Annotated in this window: 14 protein-coding genes and 1 pseudogene; 6 read left to right on the top strand and 9 right to left on the bottom strand. The window is 61.4% G+C overall.

What is annotated here, in order from left to right:
• Positions 1-3: 3 nt before the first annotated feature.
• Genes NPS47_RS03700 through NPS47_RS03690 form a run of 3 tightly spaced genes read right to left on the bottom strand, consistent with a single transcriptional unit; the run spans position 4 to position 2,688 of the window.
• Complete coding sequence (locus tag NPS47_RS03700) at positions 4-798, bottom strand: ABC transporter permease (protein WP_274293747.1); 795 nt, start codon at positions 796-798, stop codon at positions 4-6.
• 4 nt (positions 799-802) lie between these two features.
• The gene (locus NPS47_RS03695; RefSeq protein WP_274293746.1) at positions 803-1,672 is read right to left on the bottom strand and encodes an ABC transporter permease; all 870 of its coding nucleotides are present in this window, start codon (positions 1,670-1,672) and stop codon (positions 803-805) included.
• A complete protein-coding gene (locus NPS47_RS03690) occupies positions 1,669-2,688 on the bottom strand; it encodes an ABC transporter ATP-binding protein (protein ID WP_274293745.1) in 1,020 nt (339 codons plus the stop codon). The genes NPS47_RS03695 and NPS47_RS03690 overlap by 4 nt, the downstream gene beginning before the upstream one ends.
• 248 nt (positions 2,689-2,936) lie before the next feature.
• Here NPS47_RS03690 and NPS47_RS03685 point away from each other — a divergent pair, with 248 nt between their 5' ends.
• Complete coding sequence (locus tag NPS47_RS03685; RefSeq protein ID WP_274293744.1) at positions 2,937-3,764, top strand: IclR family transcriptional regulator; 828 nt, start codon at positions 2,937-2,939, stop codon at positions 3,762-3,764.
• Between the two features lie 109 nt (positions 3,765-3,873).
• Positions 3,874-4,065: pseudogene (locus tag NPS47_RS03680) on the top strand (mechanosensitive ion channel family protein); the annotation flags it as partial.
• Positions 4,066-4,132: 67 nt separating this feature from the next.
• Here NPS47_RS03680 and NPS47_RS03675 read toward each other — a convergent pair.
• Positions 4,133-4,441 (bottom strand): hypothetical protein, encoded by a 309-nt coding sequence (locus tag NPS47_RS03675; protein WP_274293743.1) that lies wholly within the window; start codon positions 4,439-4,441, stop codon positions 4,133-4,135.
• A gap of 493 nt (positions 4,442-4,934) precedes the next feature.
• Here NPS47_RS03675 and NPS47_RS03670 point away from each other — a divergent pair, with 493 nt between their 5' ends.
• Positions 4,935-7,208, top strand: coding sequence for a tetratricopeptide repeat protein (locus NPS47_RS03670; RefSeq protein ID WP_274293742.1), 2,274 nt, complete (start codon positions 4,935-4,937; stop codon positions 7,206-7,208).
• Positions 7,209-7,562: 354 nt separating this feature from the next.
• Here NPS47_RS03670 and NPS47_RS03660 read toward each other — a convergent pair whose 3' ends face one another.
• From NPS47_RS03660 to NPS47_RS03650, 3 genes are all read right to left on the bottom strand, one after another.
• A complete protein-coding gene (locus NPS47_RS03660; RefSeq protein ID WP_274293741.1) occupies positions 7,563-9,128 on the bottom strand; it encodes a DHA2 family efflux MFS transporter permease subunit in 1,566 nt (521 codons plus the stop codon).
• Positions 9,125-10,249: an HlyD family secretion protein gene (locus tag NPS47_RS03655; RefSeq protein WP_274293740.1), complete on the bottom strand. Its 1,125-nt coding sequence runs from the start codon at positions 10,247-10,249 to the stop codon at positions 9,125-9,127. Before NPS47_RS03655 ends, NPS47_RS03660 begins: the two co-directional genes overlap by 4 nt.
• A 396-nt stretch (positions 10,250-10,645) precedes the next feature.
• Positions 10,646-14,083 (bottom strand): hypothetical protein, encoded by a 3,438-nt coding sequence (locus tag NPS47_RS03650; protein ID WP_274293739.1) that lies wholly within the window; start codon positions 14,081-14,083, stop codon positions 10,646-10,648.
• 246 nt (positions 14,084-14,329) lie between these two features.
• On the opposite strand from NPS47_RS03650, the gene NPS47_RS03645 reads away from it, so the two are divergent.
• Positions 14,330-14,752 (top strand): hypothetical protein, encoded by a 423-nt coding sequence (locus NPS47_RS03645; RefSeq protein WP_274293738.1) that lies wholly within the window; start codon positions 14,330-14,332, stop codon positions 14,750-14,752.
• A gap of 17 nt (positions 14,753-14,769) precedes the next feature.
• Here NPS47_RS03645 and NPS47_RS03640 read toward each other — a convergent pair whose 3' ends face one another.
• Positions 14,770-15,618: a mechanosensitive ion channel family protein gene (locus NPS47_RS03640; RefSeq protein ID WP_274293737.1), complete on the bottom strand. Its 849-nt coding sequence runs from the start codon at positions 15,616-15,618 to the stop codon at positions 14,770-14,772.
• Positions 15,619-15,758: 140 nt separating this feature from the next.
• On the opposite strand from NPS47_RS03640, the gene NPS47_RS03635 reads away from it, so the two are divergent.
• Positions 15,759-16,031 carry a CopG family ribbon-helix-helix protein gene (locus NPS47_RS03635; RefSeq protein WP_274293736.1) on the top strand — a complete coding sequence of 91 codons (273 nt, stop codon included), beginning with the start codon at positions 15,759-15,761 and terminating at the stop codon, positions 16,029-16,031.
• Positions 16,031-16,306: a type II toxin-antitoxin system RelE/ParE family toxin gene (locus NPS47_RS03630; RefSeq protein WP_274293735.1), complete on the top strand. Its 276-nt coding sequence runs from the start codon at positions 16,031-16,033 to the stop codon at positions 16,304-16,306. Before NPS47_RS03635 ends, NPS47_RS03630 begins: the two co-directional genes overlap by 1 nt.
• A gap of 81 nt (positions 16,307-16,387) precedes the next feature.
• On the opposite strand, the gene NPS47_RS03625 is transcribed toward NPS47_RS03630, so the two are convergent.
• Positions 16,388-17,281, bottom strand: coding sequence for a patatin-like phospholipase family protein (locus NPS47_RS03625; protein ID WP_274293734.1), 894 nt, complete (start codon positions 17,279-17,281; stop codon positions 16,388-16,390).
• Positions 17,282-17,283 lie beyond the last annotated feature (2 nt).

Raw genomic sequence — 17,283 nt, 5'->3', positions numbered from 1 at the left:
GTGTCATTGCTTGCCCACCAGCACGCGGTCCAGGCCATACACACGGTCCAGGGCGATCATGGTCAGGGCAGTGACGGCGATCACCAGTGCCGATACGGCGGCCATCATCGGGTCGATGGACTCGGTGGCGTACACATACATGCGCACCGGCAGCGTCTGGGTGGCCGGCGAGGTGACGAAGATCGACAGGGTCACCTCGTCGAAGCTGTTGATGAACGCCAGCAGCCAACCGCCGGCCACGCCGGGCAGAATCATCGGAAGGGTGACCTTGCAGAACAGCGTGACCCGGCCGGCGCCGAGGCTTTGTGCGGCCTGCTCGGCGCTGCGGTCGATGCCGATGGCGGCGGCCAGCACCAGGCGCAGCACGTAGGGGGTGATCACCACCACATGGGCGAACACCAGCCAGGCGAAGCTGCCATTGACCCCCAACAGGGCAAACAACCGCAACAGGGCCACGCCCAACACCAGGTGCGGGATGATGATCGGCGACAGCAACAGGCCGTTGAGAAAGCCCTGGCCGGGGAAGCTGTAGCGGGTGATGCCCAGGCCCGCCGGCACGGCGATCAGGGTGGCCAGCGAGGCGGCCAGGGCCGCGAGTTTCAGGCTGTTGTAGAACGCGTCGAGGAAATCGGCGCGCTCGAACACGGCGCTGAACCAGCGCAGCGAGAAGCCGGCGGTAGGCAGGCTCAGGGTGTTTTCCGGGGTGAATGCCACCAGGCATACCACCACCAGCGGGGCGAGCATGAACAGCATCACCAGGGTGTGGAAGGACAGGGCCAGCGGGCCGTTACGGGTCATGGCTTCAGACTCCAAGTGCGCGTTTGTAGCGACGTTCGATCAGCCGGTTCCAGCTGAGCATTACCAGCAGGTTGACCAGCAGCAGGGCAACGGCGATGGTGGCACCCATCGGCCAGTTCAGTTCGGCCAGGTACTGGTCGTAGATCATGGTGGCGACCATCTTCAGCCGGCGCCCGCCCAGCAGGCCGGGGATGGCGAACGAGCTGGCGGCCAGGCCGAATACGATCAGGGTGCCCGACAGCACGCCGGGCATGATCTGCGGTAGCACGATGCGGCGGAACACCGTCCACTGGCTGGCGCCCAGCGACAGCGCGGCCTGCTCGGCAGCCGGGTCGAGTTTCTGTAGCGAGGTCCACACCGGGATGATCATGAATGGCAACATCACGTGGACCAGGCCGATGATCACCGCAAAGGGCGTGTACAGCAGCTTCACCGGCTGCCCGCCGAGGGCACTGATACCCTGGTTGACCAGGCCGTCGGCGCCCAGCAGCAGGCTCCAGCCAAAGGCCCGCACCACCACCGAAATCAGCAGCGGGGTCAGCACCAGGATCAGGAATATCGAGCGCCAGGGGGCGGCCATGCGGCTGAGTACCATGGCCTCGGGGATACCGATCAGCACGCACAGCAGGGTGACCAGGGCGCTGATCCAGAAGGTACGCAAGAAAATCTCGTAGTAGTAGGTGTCGGTCACCAGGCTCAGGTAATGGCTGAGGGTGTATTGGCCGGTCTGTATGCCACTGGTGTAGTCAAATGCATTGAACGACAGCAGCACGGTCAGTCCCAGCGGTACCACCAGCAAAGACAGGAACAGCAGCAGGGCAGGGCTGCTCAGGCCATAGCCCCAGGCGCTACTGCGCAGTTTTACCGCGCTCATGCAGCCACCTCGCCCGCGTTCAGCACCCGCAGCAGGGCATCGCTCCAGTCCAGACCTACGGGGGTACCCTCGTCCAGCGGCGCGCTGCCATCATTGGTCTGGACCACGGCCAGGTTGCCTAGCACCGTATCGACCCGGTACAGCCACTGGCTGCCAAGGAAGTAACGGCAGTTGATGCGGCCTGCCAGCTTGCCGCTGCCGGCTGGGCCGAGACTGATCTTTTCCGGGCGCAGGCTGAGGGTCAGCGGGCCTTGGGGTGCCACCTGTGGTTTTCCGCCGAGGCCGGTTACGCCACGAAGGCGGTTGGCCTTGCCGACAAAGTCGGAGATGAACGGCGTGCCTGGGTGTTCGTAGAGGCGGTAAGGGTCATCGACCTGGGTGATACGCCCGGCTTCCATTACCACGACCCGGTCGCTGATCGACAAGGCTTCGGCCTGGTCGTGGGTGACCATCAGGGTGGTGATGCCGACTTCGTTCTGAATGCGGCAGATCTCGAACTGCATTTCTTCACGCAGGTGCGCGTCCAGGTTGGACAGTGGCTCGTCCAGCAGCAGCACTGGCGGTTCGATCACCAGCGCGCGGGCCAGGGCCACACGCTGACGCTGTCCGCCGGACAGTTCCCTTGGGTATCGTTCGGCATGGTTGTTCAGACGCACCAGCGCCAGGGCCTGGTCGACACGGCGGGCGATCTCGGCATTGCCGACTTTGCGCATGTGCAGGCCGAAGGCGGTGTTATCGCGCACGGTCATGTGCGGGAAAAGCGCATAGCTCTGGAACACCACGCCCAGCCCACGGCTGGCCGGCTTGGCGTGAGTGATGTCGCGGCCATCAAGGACGATGCGGCCGCTGGTAACTTCGACGAAGCCGGCAATCATCTGCAGGGTTGTGGTTTTGCCACAGCCGGAAGGGCCGAGCAGGGAGACAAACTCGCCTTTTTCGATGGCCAGTGACGAGCTGGCCACTGCCTCCATGGCGCCATAGCGCTTACATAGTTTGTCGATCAACAGGAAGGTCATGGCTGTGCTCCATCGTAAACGGAGCCGGGGTCATCCGGCTGTTTCAGGGTGGGCAGAGCGCCAGCGACGAAAAGCAAAGCTTTACGGACGTTGGCGCTCGCTTCTGTGGCGGCGGCCGATGTTGTGATATCGCCCTATGGACCGGAGAGTAGGGCAATGATTACGATGGCGACAAAGGATAATTTCACTGAGTGACAGCTATTTTTAAATAATTCCACTGAATGAAATTTATAAGGGGTTAGTACAAAATGGATTCCGATAAACGAATTGAGCAAGCCAAAGAAGTAGGCGTCAGTGCCGTGTCCCGTTTGTTTGCCGTGATGCGTGCGCTGGGCAATTGCGGCGGCGAGGGGGAAAAGGTGAGCCAGCTGGCGCAGCGGGTCGGTCTGGCCCAACCTACCACCCATCGTTTGCTGCGCAGCCTCATCGAAGAAGGCATGGTCGACCAGTGTGCAACCAGCAAGCGCTATCGCCTGAGTTTGGATTTCTTTGCCCTGGCAGCCAAAGCCGGGCAGGCCGGTAACCTACGCGATGTGGTGCGCCCCAGCCTGCTACGCCTGTCAGCTTCGTTGGGCGATTCGCTGTTTCTGCTGGCGCGCTCGGGGTTTGACGCGGTGTGCCTGGATCGCAGCGAGGGACCGTACCCGATTCGTACCTTCACTGGCGACGTTGGCGGCCGTGTGGCCTTGGGCGTGGGGCAGGGCAGTCTGGCGATCCTGGCCTTCCTGCCGGAGGAGGAGCGCGACGAGGTGATCCGTTACAACCTGCCCCGGCTCAAGGATTTTCATCATTACGATGAAGTCATGCTGCGCGCCGAAATCGACAACGTCCGCAGCCTTGGCTACGCCGGGCGCAATACCGGCGTGCTCGACGGCATGGCCGGTCTGGCGGTGCCGATCCTCGACCGCAACGGTTATGCGGTGGCGGCCCTGAGTGTGGCAACCATCAGCGACCGCCTGGGGCCAAACCGCATGCCGACCGTGGTGGCATTGCTCAAGCGTGAGGCCGCAGCGATGGGTGAGCGGATCAATCCTTTCGACCCTGTGCTCCGTCGTCCCTCTCACGTATTTGGCTGATGGCACGGGATGAAAGGAAAGTTAAGCTCAATACTTGCGAAAAACGTGGCGCATCAGTTGGTTGCCGGCCTGCGACAGTTTTATTTCTCCAGATTCGAAAGCAAGGACAAGCTCACAACGGCCACGCGCCGAGTTGTTGAGCCTGCTGCACGCCAATATTCAGGATGTATTCAATGAGTACGGGGTGCAGATCATGTCGCCGCACTATCTGGCCGATCCGCAGGAAGAGAAGCGTGTGCCCAAGGAGCGTTGGTTCACTGCACCGGCGCAGGCGCCCGGTGAGAAAGGCGCAGGGCAGTGATCGTGGGATATTGGCCTGTGGGCACCAGGCAGGATGGGGGGCGCCTGATGCCCGAGGCAGGTATCAGTTATGCCGTAACATCGAAACGCATATGCTCACCCAGGCCACAGACCATCAAGCTGGCATGGAGTTTCAAATCGCTATGCTTGCGACTTTGCTTGAGCAGTTCCTGAATGACCTTCTTCACTTCTTTTTCGGCCTGTTTGCGTTTTTCGCTGATCAAGCCTTGCAGTGGAAGTTGGCCGGTCAAGGTGGTGTCGATATCACAGACAGTTGCCCAGCCTTGGTGATCGCGCATTTTTTCCCGCGCAGTGGCTGAACTGCCATCGATGGTTTCGGGGATGGAGTAGGTCAATTGAAAATCATGAGTGGACATGGCGCATGGTCCCTATGGCGTATGAGTTAGACGCCTGCTGTTACAGCACGGCGCGTGCTCAGGCACTGACATCCTTGTTGGCGCGCTGATAAGTTATGTTTGAGATTAAAAGTAATTGTAGGAAGGATCTTACAATCTTTTTAATACTCGTAACTGTCGAGATGTCTATCTTCCGAAAGTTGCTGGGAAACATAACTTATTGAACTTTTCTCGTCCACTGACGGGGGCAGTTAACAATGCATCGATTTTGCTGAAGACGCTCGATGCACCGAGAACTGGCTGAATTATTCGGAATAGAAATCAGGTCTTTTGGGAATTTCGGCCACCTGTTGTGGTAAAGATGCACTAGCCTGAAGCGCGCGGCCAATGCCCGCAGAGGCTAAAAACGCCCGGCACAGGGCGAGATGAATTGACCGTGGAGCAGGGAATGGGGCACGACAAGGCTAGGGACAGTTGGCTGTCCAGATTTCAGCACGGGTTGCGTTCAAGTGTGATGTTGCTGGTGTTGTCCGGGCTGTTTCCGGCCTGGGCCAGTGCGGTGTCTGCCGCATCGCCCGCGCAGGCCGATTCGGCCCAAGGTTACGTTGCTACTGCTACCTGCCTTGGCTGCCATACCGAGCAAGCAAAACAGTGGCAGGACTCCGACCATGGCTGGGCCATGCGCGACGCCACGGCTGCCAACGTTCTGGGCAACTTCAAGAACGCGCAGTTCGATGAGGCTGGGGTCAAGGCCCGGTTCTTTTCCAAGGGCAAGCGCTTCTTCGTCAACACCGAGGGCGAAGCGGGCAAGGCGGCGGATTTCGAAATTCTCTACACCTTCGGTCATTACCCGCTGCAGCAGTACCTGGTGGCCTTGCCACGCGGGCGGCTGCAGGCGTTGACCATTGCCTGGGACAGCCGTACCAGGGAACAGGGCGGGCAACGCTGGTTTTCCCTGTACCCCGGCCAGCGCTTTGCCCCCAACGATCCCTTGCACTGGACCGGCCGCTACCAGAACTGGAATGGCATGTGCGCCGACTGCCATTCGACGCGGCTGATGAAAAACTACAACGACCGCGACGACAGCTTTGACACTACCTGGCAGGAAAAGAACGTCGGTTGCCAAAGCTGCCACGGGCCTGGCCAGGCCCATGTCGATTGGGCAAAAACGGCAAAAACCGGTGAAAAGACCTATGCCACTGCAACCGAGGCAGGACTGGCGGTGGATTACAAAGCGCTGGGTAGCCAGGGCCTGGTCGAGCAATGCGCCTTTTGCCACAGCCGTCGACAAACCCTCGGCGTCGGGCATATGCCGGGGCATCCACAGCTGGACCAGAGCCTGCCGGCGACCTTGCGCAGCGATCTCTACCACGCCGATGGCCAGATCGATGGCGAAGTTTACGAATATGGCTCGTTTACCCAGAGCAAGATGTCTGCAGCGGGGGTAGGCTGCACCGATTGCCATAACCCGCACACCAGCAAAGTGAAGATCGAAGGCAACGGCCTTTGTCTGCAGTGTCACAACAGCCAGCCACCGGTAGCCCGTTTTCCCAGCTTGCAAGCCAAGGACTACGACAGCCAGGCGCACCATCACCACCCTGCGGGCACACCCGGTGCGCAATGCGTCAACTGTCACATGCCGACCAAGACCTACATGGTGGTCGATCCCCGGCGTGACCACAGCCTGCGCATTCCACGGCCGGACCTGGCGAGCAAGGATGGCAGCCCGGACGCCTGTACGGCCTGCCATCAGCAACAAACGCCAGAATGGGCGGCCAAGGCCATCGACGGCTGGTTCGGCCAGCCGCAGCGCCCGCCGCACTATGGCGAGAATTTCCACGCGGTGCGCAGCGGCGAGGGGATCGCCTTCAGCGAACTCAACGCAGTGTTGGCCGAAAAGGGTAAACCGGCGATTGTCCGGGCTTCGGCCGCTGAGCAGATGGCCGATCTCGGTGCCCGCTCGGTCATCAGCCTGGGCTGGGCGCTGCAGGACAGCAGTGCATTGGTCCGTGCCTATGCCGTTTCGGGCTTTGCCAGCGTTCCCCCGGCGCAACGCCTGCAGCCGTTGTTGCCGCTGCTCAAGGACCCGACCCTGGCGGTGCGCGATGAAGCTGTCAGGGCGTTGGCCGATGTGCCGGCAGAGCAGCTTCCGGCGGAATCGCGCGAGTCGTTCAAGTCCCTGCTGGCCGACTACGAACAGCGCTTGCGCGGCAACGCCGACCTGCCCGGTGGGCGCCTCAATCTGGCCGTGCTGTTGAGCCGTCAGGGGCGCGACGCAGAAGCGATGGACGAGTATCGCCAGGCCTTGAAGCTGGACCCGTATTTCGTCCCCGCGCGGGTCAACCTGGTGACCCTGCTCAGTGCCTCGCAGCAGCTCGATCAAGCCGGGCAGGTCCTGCGCGAAGGTCTGGCCCTGGACAAGATGCCGGTCGCCGACCATGGCAACCTGGCGTACATGCTCGCCTTGCTGCTGGTGGAGCAGGGCAAGGCCGAGCAAGCACTGGAGTGGATGCAAACGGCAGCAGAGGCGCTGCCGGGCAACACCCGGATTCGCTACAACCAGGGCTTGCTGTTGTCGCGCCTGAACCGTCGCGATGAGGCTATCAGTGCGCTGCGTAGTGGTCTGCAGCAGTCACCGAACGATCCTGACCTTTTGTACTCGTTGATCTATCTGCATGCCCTGGCAGGCGAACGTAACGAAGCGTTCGAGTATGTGCAGCGCATGCGCAAGGTCGCCCCCGATGATCCTCGTCTGCAGGGGATCGAGCCTTACTGGCAGCAGCAGTGATCGAACTCAGGCCCCAGCTGCGCTGATACGCGCGGGGCCTCCCTGATAAGATCAGCACCTTCAGAACCGCCACACCGCACCCCCGCCAATCACGTGCAGTGGCCACACCGATTTCGTCGAACTCGCTCCATTGCTGCCAACCGAGGCTGGTCAGCAGCCTCCATTGTGCGTCCAGGTCATAAGAGGCGCTTGCCAGCACCATCTGCGGTACTTGCATATCCAGCTTCAGGTCATCGATGTTCAAGCGGTGCAGTCCAGTCCAGTCCAGTCCAGTCCCAAGATCATGCTCCCCGGGGTTCCGTGAAGGACCTTTGATTTTACGTGAGGCTGTCGTGTATCCCGATGTCCGCAGTGCTAATGAGCGTCAGCGGATGGTTGCCGGGGCGGCTGGACTTTACGCATCAACGGCACCAGCGCCGTGGTCACCGCGAAGCACACCATGATCATCAGAAAAGCGTCGGCATAGGTCAGGGTTTGCGCTTCTCGCCAGGTCAGCGCCCACAGTTGATGCAGCGCCGCCTGGCTGGCATCGAGGCTGTTCTGCCCAAGCAACTGGGCGTTGACGCTCCATTGCTCAAGCCAGGCATTCATGACTTCGTTGCGGCTGTTGAGGTGCTCGGCCAGCCGCAGAAAATGCAGGTTGGTGCGGTCGTTGAGTACGGTGGCGCAGGCCGCGATACCGATGGCGCCACCGAGGTTGCGCATCAGGTTGAACAAACCCGAGGCCAGCTTCAGACGCTCCGGGGCCAGGGCGCCGAGGGTGAGGGTGACCACCGGCGGAACCGCCATCTGCTGGGCAAATCCGCGTATTGCCTGCGGTAACAGCAGCTCTTTGGCGCCCCAGTCATGGGTGATTGCGGAGAAGTCCCACATCGACAGGGCAAACAGGCTCAGTCCGAGCATCAAAATCCAGCGCAGGTCGATGCGGTTGGCCAACAGCGCATACACCGGGATCGCCAGCAGCTGGAATACCCCGGTGGAAAACACCGCCAGGCCGATGTCCAGCGCGCCATAGCCACGCACGTGCCCGAGAAACAAGGGGGTCAGGTAAATGGTGGCAAAAATGCCGATGCCGGTGACGAAGGAAAACAGGCAGCCCAGGGCAAAATTGCGATCGCCCAGGGCGCGCAGGTCGACGATGGGCTCGGCAATCTGCAGACACCGCCAGATGAACAGCGTGCCGCTGAGGCCGGCAATCCAGGCCGTTGCAACGATGGTGCTGTCGCTGAACCAGTTCCAGCGCGGGCCTTCTTCCAGGGTGTACTGCAGGCAGCCAAGAAACACCGCCATCAGCAGCATGCCCAGGTAGTCGGCGCCCTTGAGCAGGGCGAGGTTGGGTCGGTCGACCTTGACCAGCATCGGCACGACCACGGTAACCAGCAGGCCAGGTACCAGGTTGATGTAAAACAGCCAGTGCCAGGAGGCAATGTCGGTGATCCAGCCGCCCACTGCCGGGCCCAGGGTGGGGGCCAGAGAGGCAATCGCGCCAATGGTCGAGGCGGCGATCACCCGCTGCTTGCCGGTGAAGTACATAAAGGCCGTGGTGAAGACCAGCGGGATCATCGAGCCGCCGAGAAAGCCTTGCAAGGCGCGAAAGGCAATCATGCTCTGGATGTTCCAGGCCAACGCGCAGAGTAGGCTGGTCAGGGTGAAGCCTGCAGCCGACAGCGCGAACAACCAGCGGGTGCTCATCACCCGCGAGAGCCAGCCGGACATAGGGATGACGATGATCTCTGCGATCAGGTAGGCGGTCTGCACCCAGGCCGTGTCGTCGGCGCCGGCCGACAGTCCACCGCCGATTTCCTTGAGCGACGCGGAAACGATCTGGATGTCGATCAAGGCGATGAACATGCCGACGCACATGCTGGCGAAGGCGGCGACTTTCTGCGCCGTGCCGAGTGTAGGCAGGGGGCTGTTCATGGCCGGCTTGCCAGCGCCACATCGCCCGGTTGCGGCGCTTCACGGGTATTGACCTCGGCCACCACCGACAACCCCGGGCGCAGCGCACCGAAGTCGGCGTCGGCGCTGTCCAGGCGTACCCTGACCGGCACGCGCTGGACGATCTTGGTGAAGTTGCCGGTGGCGTTTTCCGGCGGCAGTACGCTGAACTGTGCACCGGTGGCAGGCGCCAGGCTTTCGATATGACCGTGAAACTCACGGCCGGGCAGGATATCGGCGCGGATGCTGACCGCTTGACCCACCTGCATGTGCGCCAGCTGGTCTTCCTTGAAGTTGGCGTCGATCCACAAGCCCTTTGCCGGCACTACCGAGAGCAGCTGGCTGCCCGCAGCGGCGTAGGCGCCGACCCTGGCGCGGCGGTTGCCCACATAGCCATCGACGGGGGCGCGCAACTCGGTATAGCCGATGTTCAGCAGGGCCTGTTCGCGATCGGCCTGTGCCTGTTGCAGGGCGGCCTGGGCCTGACCACGCTGACTGTCGATCACGCTCAGCTGGCGGTGTGCGGCCATGAGTCCGGCGTCTGCCCGGGCGCGATCGGCGCGGGCGGCTTTCCAGGTGGCTTCGACCTGCTGGGCGCTCTGTAGCGACACGGCCTGGGTGCGAACCAGGGTCTGGTAGCGCGTGTGATCGCTTGCGGCGCGCTGCGCTTCGGCATCGGTCGCGTCGATCTGGGCCCTGGCCTGGTTGATTACCGCCTGTTGCAGCTGTTCGATCGCATCCAGATTGATCAGGCTGGCCTGTTGCGCGGCCACGGCGCCCTCGGCCTTTGCCAGGGCCGCGCGATAGTCGCGTACATCGATGCGGGCAAGCACATCTCCAGCCTTGACGAACTGGTTGTCCAGCACCGTCACCTCACTGATATAGCCCGGCACTTTGGCGCTGATGATGGTGACATCGGCGCCTACATAAGCGTCGTCGGTGTCTTCGATGAAGCGGCTGGCCAGCCACCAGTGGCTGCCATAGCCGACGGCGCCAAGCAAGGCGAGCGCCAATAGCCCCAGACGCACTGCTTGCTTGCGGCGGGCGGGTAAAGAGGCGCCGGCCTCGGTGTGTTCGGGCTCAATGCTGACTTTAGCGTTCATCGCGAAATGACCCCTGTGAAGGGTTGATGGGCAACGGGCGAGAAAATATTATGACCATAATATTGCACGATGAATTTCATAATGAAAGTCACTGCAACGAACAACCGCTGCCGATTGTCGGTTTGCTTGGCGGGCATGGGGGAGGGGCCTGACCTTGAGTAAAACCAACTCTTTGCCCGGCAACTTTGAACTTGGCCCAAGGTTCGCCTAAACCCTCTAACGAGGGCGCGTGTTGTTCAACGATTCGTTGCTCCAGCGTTAATGAGCCGCGACCCGCGCCTGGCGCGCTACGTGCAGCAACCCGGCTAAAAACCGGGCAATTGTCGATCGAGCCCTCCACGGAGGGCTTTCTCATGTGCCGGACAGATGCGCTGCAGAACCGTGTCGGGGCAGGATCTAGAACTTCGCGTAGTTCAACGCATCGACGATTGCCGAGCCGCCGATGCCGGTCAGCGACAGTAGCAGTGCGCGCACCAGTGGCTCATCGGCATAGCGGGAGAAGGCACCGGTGTTGAGTGCCACAATGCGTTCGCGAATCAAGTGAACCTTGTTGATGTATTCGGGGTTGTTGTCCGGGGTTTCCAGCAGGTATTGATCGATTCTTTGCAGGCCGATGGTCCGTGCTTTTTCGGCCGCCCAGCGCAGCGACAGGGCTGAACTGAGCAGAATCAGCCCGGTCAGGGCGAATGTGATGATCATCCCGGGCGGTGTTGACCAGTTGTCGAACAGGCTACTGCGGGAGGCGATCAGAATCAGCAAGACCAGAGTCGGTGCATAGATCAGCCGACTGACCGCGGCTGTGCGCTTGGCGACCAGCGTCAGCCCGACCCATTCGTCGATGCACGCGTGCGTATGCAAGCCGAAAATGCGTCGGTGCTCCTGGCGCAATGCTTTTGGCCAGATCGAAAAGTCGTTGCTCAGTTGGCGGATGAAACGGGTCAGCAGGCGGTTGGCATCGACTACCCAGAACACCAGCAGATTGAAGGCCAGGGTAGGGAGTAGCCAACTCCAGATCTGGAGATGCAACGTGCCGCGTGTTGGCGAGCCATCCATGGGCCACAGCACGAACAGCGTGCTGGTGAGCACCAGGAAGATCCAGGTCGCGAGCGACGAACGCAACAGCCTGGCACCGAAGCTTCCGCAAATGCAGTGCTCGCGCCAGTACACCAGAAACAGCCCGGGGACACGCGGGTCGTTGCCGGCGAATGATTGCAGGCGGCTGTCATGAATCGTGCCGAAGCTTCGCGGTGTGTTAGGCGAGAGCGGCAGGAAGATATGGTACAGCCACAGCCCCACGGCTTTTGCCAACCGGTGCAGTGGACGCAGGCTGCCATCCCGGGTCAATTGTCGCAGTTGATGCCACAGACCGACCCGATAGCGCTGCATCAGACTACTGAGCTGAAATTCGCGTTCGATCTCCTGGCGGTTCAGGCACAAGCTGCGCCAGCCCCATAACAGCGCAGCAACGCAAATCAGCACCGCCAGCAAACGCAGCGCCAGTGTTGGCCAGGCGCTGATGCCCTCGAACAGGAACATCGGTTCGCCCAGGCCATTCTCGGTGAGCCAGTCACGATTCTTGTAGGCTTCCAGCAACGCCAGGACGAAGATGCCCAGCGGCACAAGCACGTACCAGGCGTTGGCGCTGAAGGTACTGCTGAGCAAAGGCGTTTCTTGCGCAGCAGTGGCCTTGTGTTGCCACCTGCGACGGTTCAGGTCCGAGCCGATCAGTCCCATCACAATCAGGCCGAAGCTCAGCCACAGCCACTCTATTGGCCCGGTACGGGTGACGTACCAGGCAGTGACGGCCGCCGCGCCATACAGTGACGGCGGCAGCCATGCACGCAGCCCCCGGTTCGCTTGGCGAAGGTTGCTGCTCCACCAGCCCAGCAGCCCCAGCATCAGCAGCACCAGCGCAAGCGGGCCCGCCCGGAAAAGCGATTGCATACCACGCAGGCGCTCTATGAGCGCCTGCGCGGTCTGCGGATAGGGCGGCGGCGATGGGTCCTGCAGGCAATCCACGTCCATGATGTTTTGCGGGCGGATGTAGCTGGCCTTGCCTGAGCCATCGCCGCCGTCTGCTGCACAGTTGGAGGCGCGTTGTTGTACAGGCTTGCTGTCCAGAGCGATGAAGCCGCTCATGCCCACTTCATAGATGCCGGGCGACAGGAGTTGCGATCGGGAATAGTCGAATTTACGGCGCTTGGCCTTGAAGGGCTGCGGCGACAGGGCGGCGAGCACCGAGATATAGACTGCACTTTGCAGGCTGTCGCGAAAGGGCGGCATGTCTTGCTGCAAGGCGCGGTTCAGGGTCAGGCCGTAGGGCGCCGCAAGGACCAGATTGCGCGTCACCTGGGCTTGGCCTTGCTGCAGCATGCGTGCATCCAGATCGGTGGAAAAATACAGCTTGTTCGGCATGCGGCTTTTGAGCGCTTGCAGCACCAGCAGCTTGTCATAAGTGTCCAGGCCCATCACGCCGATGGCACCGATGCCGTTTTTGTTGGCACGGCGGTAGGCCTGGTCCTGCGCCTGAATGTGGTCGGCGAGTCGGCGCAGATAGTCCAGTTGCGAGTTGCCGTCCGATCTTTCCAGTGGACCAAGGTCGAGCTCGCGATGGTCTTTGTCGGTTTTCTGCTCGGTCTTGGCGATGGCTTCTTCCGGCAGCCGACCGTCCAGACCCCGCAAGTAGCTGAAATGCAGGACCCAGTGATCGACATTGGACGCGTTGCCAGGCGCAAGCCCGGCTTGATCGCCGACTTGTGCGCGAAAACTCTCGATCAGGGCGCGGCTGTAGAAGCTGTCCCATTCAGAGATCAATGCGACGCGATTGGCCTTGCGCCAGCCGGCGCCCTGGAAACACTCCTTTTCTTTCCTGGGCGGGGCACAGCCTGCGCCGGTAGCCGGATCGACACTGCGCCGTTTGAGCTCCTCCAGCAGCAGCTGAGCCAATCTGGCGTCGTCGCTGACGGTGCGCAACAGCTTGAGTTTTTTCATGGGCGTGACGCGGGTTCGACCCTTGGCATCGAAGCCACGCATCAGCAGTTTTTTATCAGCCGTGGCCAGCGGCGAGTAGATTTCGACGAGTTGCGGAATCTCGACGTCTCTGCCATTGAAACTCATCTGGTAACGGGCATGGGCTTCCTGGAGATAGATCTCGCGCAGCATCGCCGAGTCGGCCGGGCCGATGACTTTCAGCGTGTCTTTGCCCGGATCTGCAGCCAGGGCATTGCGCAGCCGCTCCAGCTGGCCCAATGGGTCGCCCTTGAGCACTTCCTGCTTGAGCCAGAGCAGACGGGTTGACGTCTCGGGCCGGGGTGGTTGATTGCTGCCCAGGGCGGGCTCGAAAGGGTTACTGACGAAGCTTTCGTAGGGGATCTCGACAGCGCCATCGGCCATGCTCCAGCGCAGATCGGGGGTCATGGCGAAACAGCCGATATGCTGCTCGTCTTCGGGCACCAGGCGCGCACTTTTCAGGCCCGCAAGAATGGCATACCGCGTGCGCCGACGCAGCTCGATGGCTTCGGCATAGGCACCATCCTCCACCAGTGCCACCAGCAGTTGGGCGTTGTCGCGCGGCAGATCGGCCGCGCACGGCAGCGGGGCGGGCGGGTCGCGTTTTTCCCTGGCGCGTTTACGGTAGCGCTCCAGCGCATCGAAGGGGTCCTGCCACAGGCGTGCTTCAATGGGTATTTGCGGCTGGAACTGGGCACCGACCGGGCGCGTTTCAAGGAACGGGTCGCGGGTCAGCGCAAAGGCAGAAATCACCAGGCTCAGCACCACTGCACTGCCGGGCAGCCATACGGAATAATTGCCTGTGGAATCCTTGTTGGTATCCATGGCGCGCAATCCAGATCAGGTCGCCCTTGACGCAGGAGCGGGACCGGATCCAGAAGCCGCTAGCGGCGGCTTGCACTACGTCGATGGGGTCGGACGTGCGAAGCGGCGAGCGTGTGCCGGGCCGATAGAGCCTGGCTAATTGATTTTAGTGCAGGTGCGTGTTCGGGCAAGGTGCGCGCGTATCATTTCAACAAAATGCCCCCTGGCGGGGCTATGCTGAAGCTGTATCCCCTTCGGGCATTTATTATGCGCAGGCTGTTGCTAGTGCTCGCAGCCAGTGTGGTTGCGGGTTGTCAGGCCCCGCTGCCAGCGGCGAATCCGCAGATGGCATGGGTCGATTTCTCCACCCCATTCCCCAACGACCGATTGCTGTTGGCCGAGCGTCTGGATAAACAGCGCCTGAGCGACGGGCGCTTTTTCCAAGTCAGCCCCGGCAGCCATGAGCTGGTGGTGCGCTTCGACTACGAAGTTACCGGCGGCGGGGGCATGGGCATGATGGGCGGCCCCACCGTACGCATCTGCTACCTGACCCTGAACTACGCACATTTCGAAGCGGGGCAACGCTATGTGCTCGAGGGCCGCTCGATGGCGTTGACGCCTGAGGCACGGCTGTACAACGCCAAACGTGAGATCGTTGCACAAGTCAGCGACTTCTATTGCCTCATGTGATGTGACGTCGCTGTCGTTTACCCGGCTTGCTGCTGGACGATCACCGTCTGCGCTGGCATCGGGGCCGGGAAGCCGGCCTCGCCGAGGGCATCCTTGATGGTGCGGTTGGTGTCGAAATACACCTGCCAATAATGCTCGTTATGGCAGTACGGGCGCACCGCCAGCACCGGGCCGACCAGGTTGAATTCCAGAATCTCCACATCCACCGCAGGCTCCGCGAGCACATTGGGCAGTGCGGCGATGTGCTGTTTGAGCAACGCTGCGGCCGCCTTCCAGTCGGCTGCGCCAGACAGCTGTGCCTGAAGATCGACACGGCGGTATTGGTTGTGGGTGAAGTTCTGGATGTTGTCGCTGAAGATCTTGTTGTTGCCGACCAGGGTCAGCACGTTGTCCGGGGTGTTGATCGCGGTGGCGAACAGGCCGATCTCGGTGACCGTACCGATCACGCCGCCGGCGCTGATGAAGTCACCGACCTTGAACGGGCGCAGAACGATAATAAAGGCACCGGCCGCAAGGTTGGCCAGCAGCCCCGACCAGGCCATGCCGATGGCCAGCCCGACCGCAGCGAGCAGCGCGGCGAAGGTGGTGGTCTGCATGCCGAGGTAACCGAGGATGCCGATTACCAGAATGATGTTCAGCGTCACGGTGATCACCGAGCCGACATAGCGCAGCACGGTCGGGTCGAGCTTCTGCTTGGTCAGCGCCCGTTGCACCATGCCGACGGCAAAGCCGATCAACCAGCGCCCGACGATCCAGAAGGCGATGGCGGAGAGAATCTTGACCGCGAAAGCGGCCCCGTACTGTTGCACCAGCGCGAGGAACGCGTTGAACTTCGCGGTGGTCACGTTAACAATGGTTTCGTCCATGGCTGGGGCTCGAAAATGAGGGATTGGCCTCAAAACGCTAGCACAAGCTGTGTGCCGCGCCAGCTAACGGGTGGCACGCTTGACGGTGTATAGTTATTCATTGTGATTAAAATCAAATCGAACTGACGAAGATCAACATCATGGCAACTACCGCGAAAACCCGATCTGTCACGGCTCACGTCCCTGAGCAACTGGCCCAAAAGGTTGATTTGATGGCAGTGCGTCTGGAGCGCTCCAAAAACTGGATCGTCAAGCAGGCTCTGTCCGCTTGGATAGAGCAGGAAGAAGAGCGTAGTCGCCTGACCCATGAGGCTTTGGCCGATGTTGACGCTGGCCGCGTTATTGACCACCAGGCTGTCCAGGCCTGGGCTGATAGCCTCAGCACCGACACACCATTGCCGGTGCCGCGCTGATGGAGTTGAAGTGGACAAGCGCGGCGCTTGCCGACGTTTCTCGACTGTACGCGTTTCTGGCCTCGGTAAATCAGCCTGCCGCCGCACGAACGGTGCAGCAGCTCACAGCCGCACCTACCACACTGCTGATCAACCCGCGCATTGGCGAACGCCTGGAAGAGTTCGTGCCAAGGGATGTGCGCCGAATTCAGATCGGCCAATACGAGATGCGTTACGAGATAGTGGATTCGACTATCTTCCTGCTGCGGCTGTGGCACACCCGCGAGGATAGATAGCAGGGTGAAAACAGTGCGACTGACGTTCGCGTTTGGCCATGAACCTATCAACCCGGTAGGCCTGAGACTGATCGAAAAACCTTAGCGTACGTTTTTTCCGAATTCTGTAGGCGCCTCATGGGCATGGGAGTGGATGGTCAGGGCACCCGGTACCTTGGTGCGTTCCAGGCCCCCATGGTCCAGCCAGCGCAGAGTCTGCTCATAGGCACGCTGCAGCAACGACTCGGTCTGGTCGAAGTTGAACACCGATACATCAACAGGGCACAACGGCGGGACGATGTGCAGGCTGGTGAGCGTACGGAAGTGTTCGATGTCGCTGACCAGTTGGCGCATGCTCATCAGATTGACGGTGTGCAGGGCCAGGGCTACCAGGCCTCGGGGTGGTTGGGTGAGGGCGCAACTTATGCCCGTGGGGATTACCACGACATTGCTGGCGCCCAGGGCCACGGCAGTCGAAATAGGGGTATTACTTGCCACGCCGCCATCAACCAGAAACCGATCGGCGATTTGTACGCAGGGGAACACCAACGGGATGGCAGCACTGGCTAGCAACGCCTGCTCGAGTTCGCCACTGGACAGCACGGTCTCGGCCCCGCTGAGCAGGTCGGTGGTGACGATGTGCAGGGGCAGTGCTGCCTCCTCGATGCGATGGATGGGCAGTGCCTGGCCGAGCAAGCGGTTCAAGGCCGCCGGTTGCAACAGAAAGCCACGCCGTTTGAGCAGGCCTTTACAGGTATCGAGCCAGGAGAGCGGGAAAATGTCGGTTTTACTCAGCCCGCGCCAGAAGCCCGCGAGCGCTTCGACGCCATCGGCATCGGGTCTGGCGGCAAAGTAGGCACCGTTGATAGCGCCTACCGAAGCGCCCACCACCATGTCGAAGCGAACATTGGCCTCAACCAGGGCCCGCAGCATGCCCACCTGCACCGCCCCCAGACTGCCGCCGCCAGCGAATACGATTGCGGTTGTGGTGGCCATGC

Origin of the sequence: Pseudomonas putida (genome assembly GCF_028682475.1) — a bacterium.
In the GTDB taxonomy this organism is placed as follows: Bacteria; Pseudomonadota; Gammaproteobacteria; order Pseudomonadales; family Pseudomonadaceae; genus Aquipseudomonas; species Aquipseudomonas putida_AG.
The sequence above is the reverse complement of the archived record's forward strand: the minus strand, read 5'-3'. Positions and strand labels throughout refer to the sequence as shown.

Excerpts from the sequence above, each read along its gene's own strand:
- NPS47_RS03670 (WP_274293742.1), top strand. The coding sequence starts at position 4,935 with ATGTTGCTGGTGTTGTCCGGGCTGTTTCCGGCCTGGGCCAGTGCGGTG.
- NPS47_RS03625 (WP_274293734.1), bottom strand. The coding sequence starts at position 17,281 with ATGGCCACCACAACCGCAATCGTATTCGCTGGCGGCGGCAGTCTGGGG.
- NPS47_RS03660 (WP_274293741.1), bottom strand. The coding sequence starts at position 9,128 with ATGAACAGCCCCCTGCCTACACTCGGCACGGCGCAGAAAGTCGCCGCC.
- NPS47_RS03675 (WP_274293743.1), bottom strand. The coding sequence starts at position 4,441 with ATGTCCACTCATGATTTTCAATTGACCTACTCCATCCCCGAAACCATC.
- NPS47_RS03695 (WP_274293746.1), bottom strand. The coding sequence starts at position 1,672 with ATGAGCGCGGTAAAACTGCGCAGTAGCGCCTGGGGCTATGGCCTGAGC.
- NPS47_RS03640 (WP_274293737.1), bottom strand. The coding sequence starts at position 15,618 with ATGGACGAAACCATTGTTAACGTGACCACCGCGAAGTTCAACGCGTTC.
- NPS47_RS03700 (WP_274293747.1), bottom strand. The coding sequence starts at position 798 with ATGACCCGTAACGGCCCGCTGGCCCTGTCCTTCCACACCCTGGTGATG.
- NPS47_RS03645 (WP_274293738.1), top strand. The coding sequence starts at position 14,330 with ATGCGCAGGCTGTTGCTAGTGCTCGCAGCCAGTGTGGTTGCGGGTTGT.
- NPS47_RS03650 (WP_274293739.1), bottom strand. The coding sequence starts at position 14,083 with ATGGATACCAACAAGGATTCCACAGGCAATTATTCCGTATGGCTGCCC.
- NPS47_RS03655 (WP_274293740.1), bottom strand. The coding sequence starts at position 10,249 with ATGAACGCTAAAGTCAGCATTGAGCCCGAACACACCGAGGCCGGCGCC.
- NPS47_RS03685 (WP_274293744.1), top strand. The coding sequence starts at position 2,937 with ATGGATTCCGATAAACGAATTGAGCAAGCCAAAGAAGTAGGCGTCAGT.
- NPS47_RS03690 (WP_274293745.1), bottom strand. The coding sequence starts at position 2,688 with ATGACCTTCCTGTTGATCGACAAACTATGTAAGCGCTATGGCGCCATG.
- NPS47_RS03630 (WP_274293735.1), top strand. The coding sequence starts at position 16,031 with ATGGAGTTGAAGTGGACAAGCGCGGCGCTTGCCGACGTTTCTCGACTG.
- NPS47_RS03635 (WP_274293736.1), top strand. The coding sequence starts at position 15,759 with ATGGCAACTACCGCGAAAACCCGATCTGTCACGGCTCACGTCCCTGAG.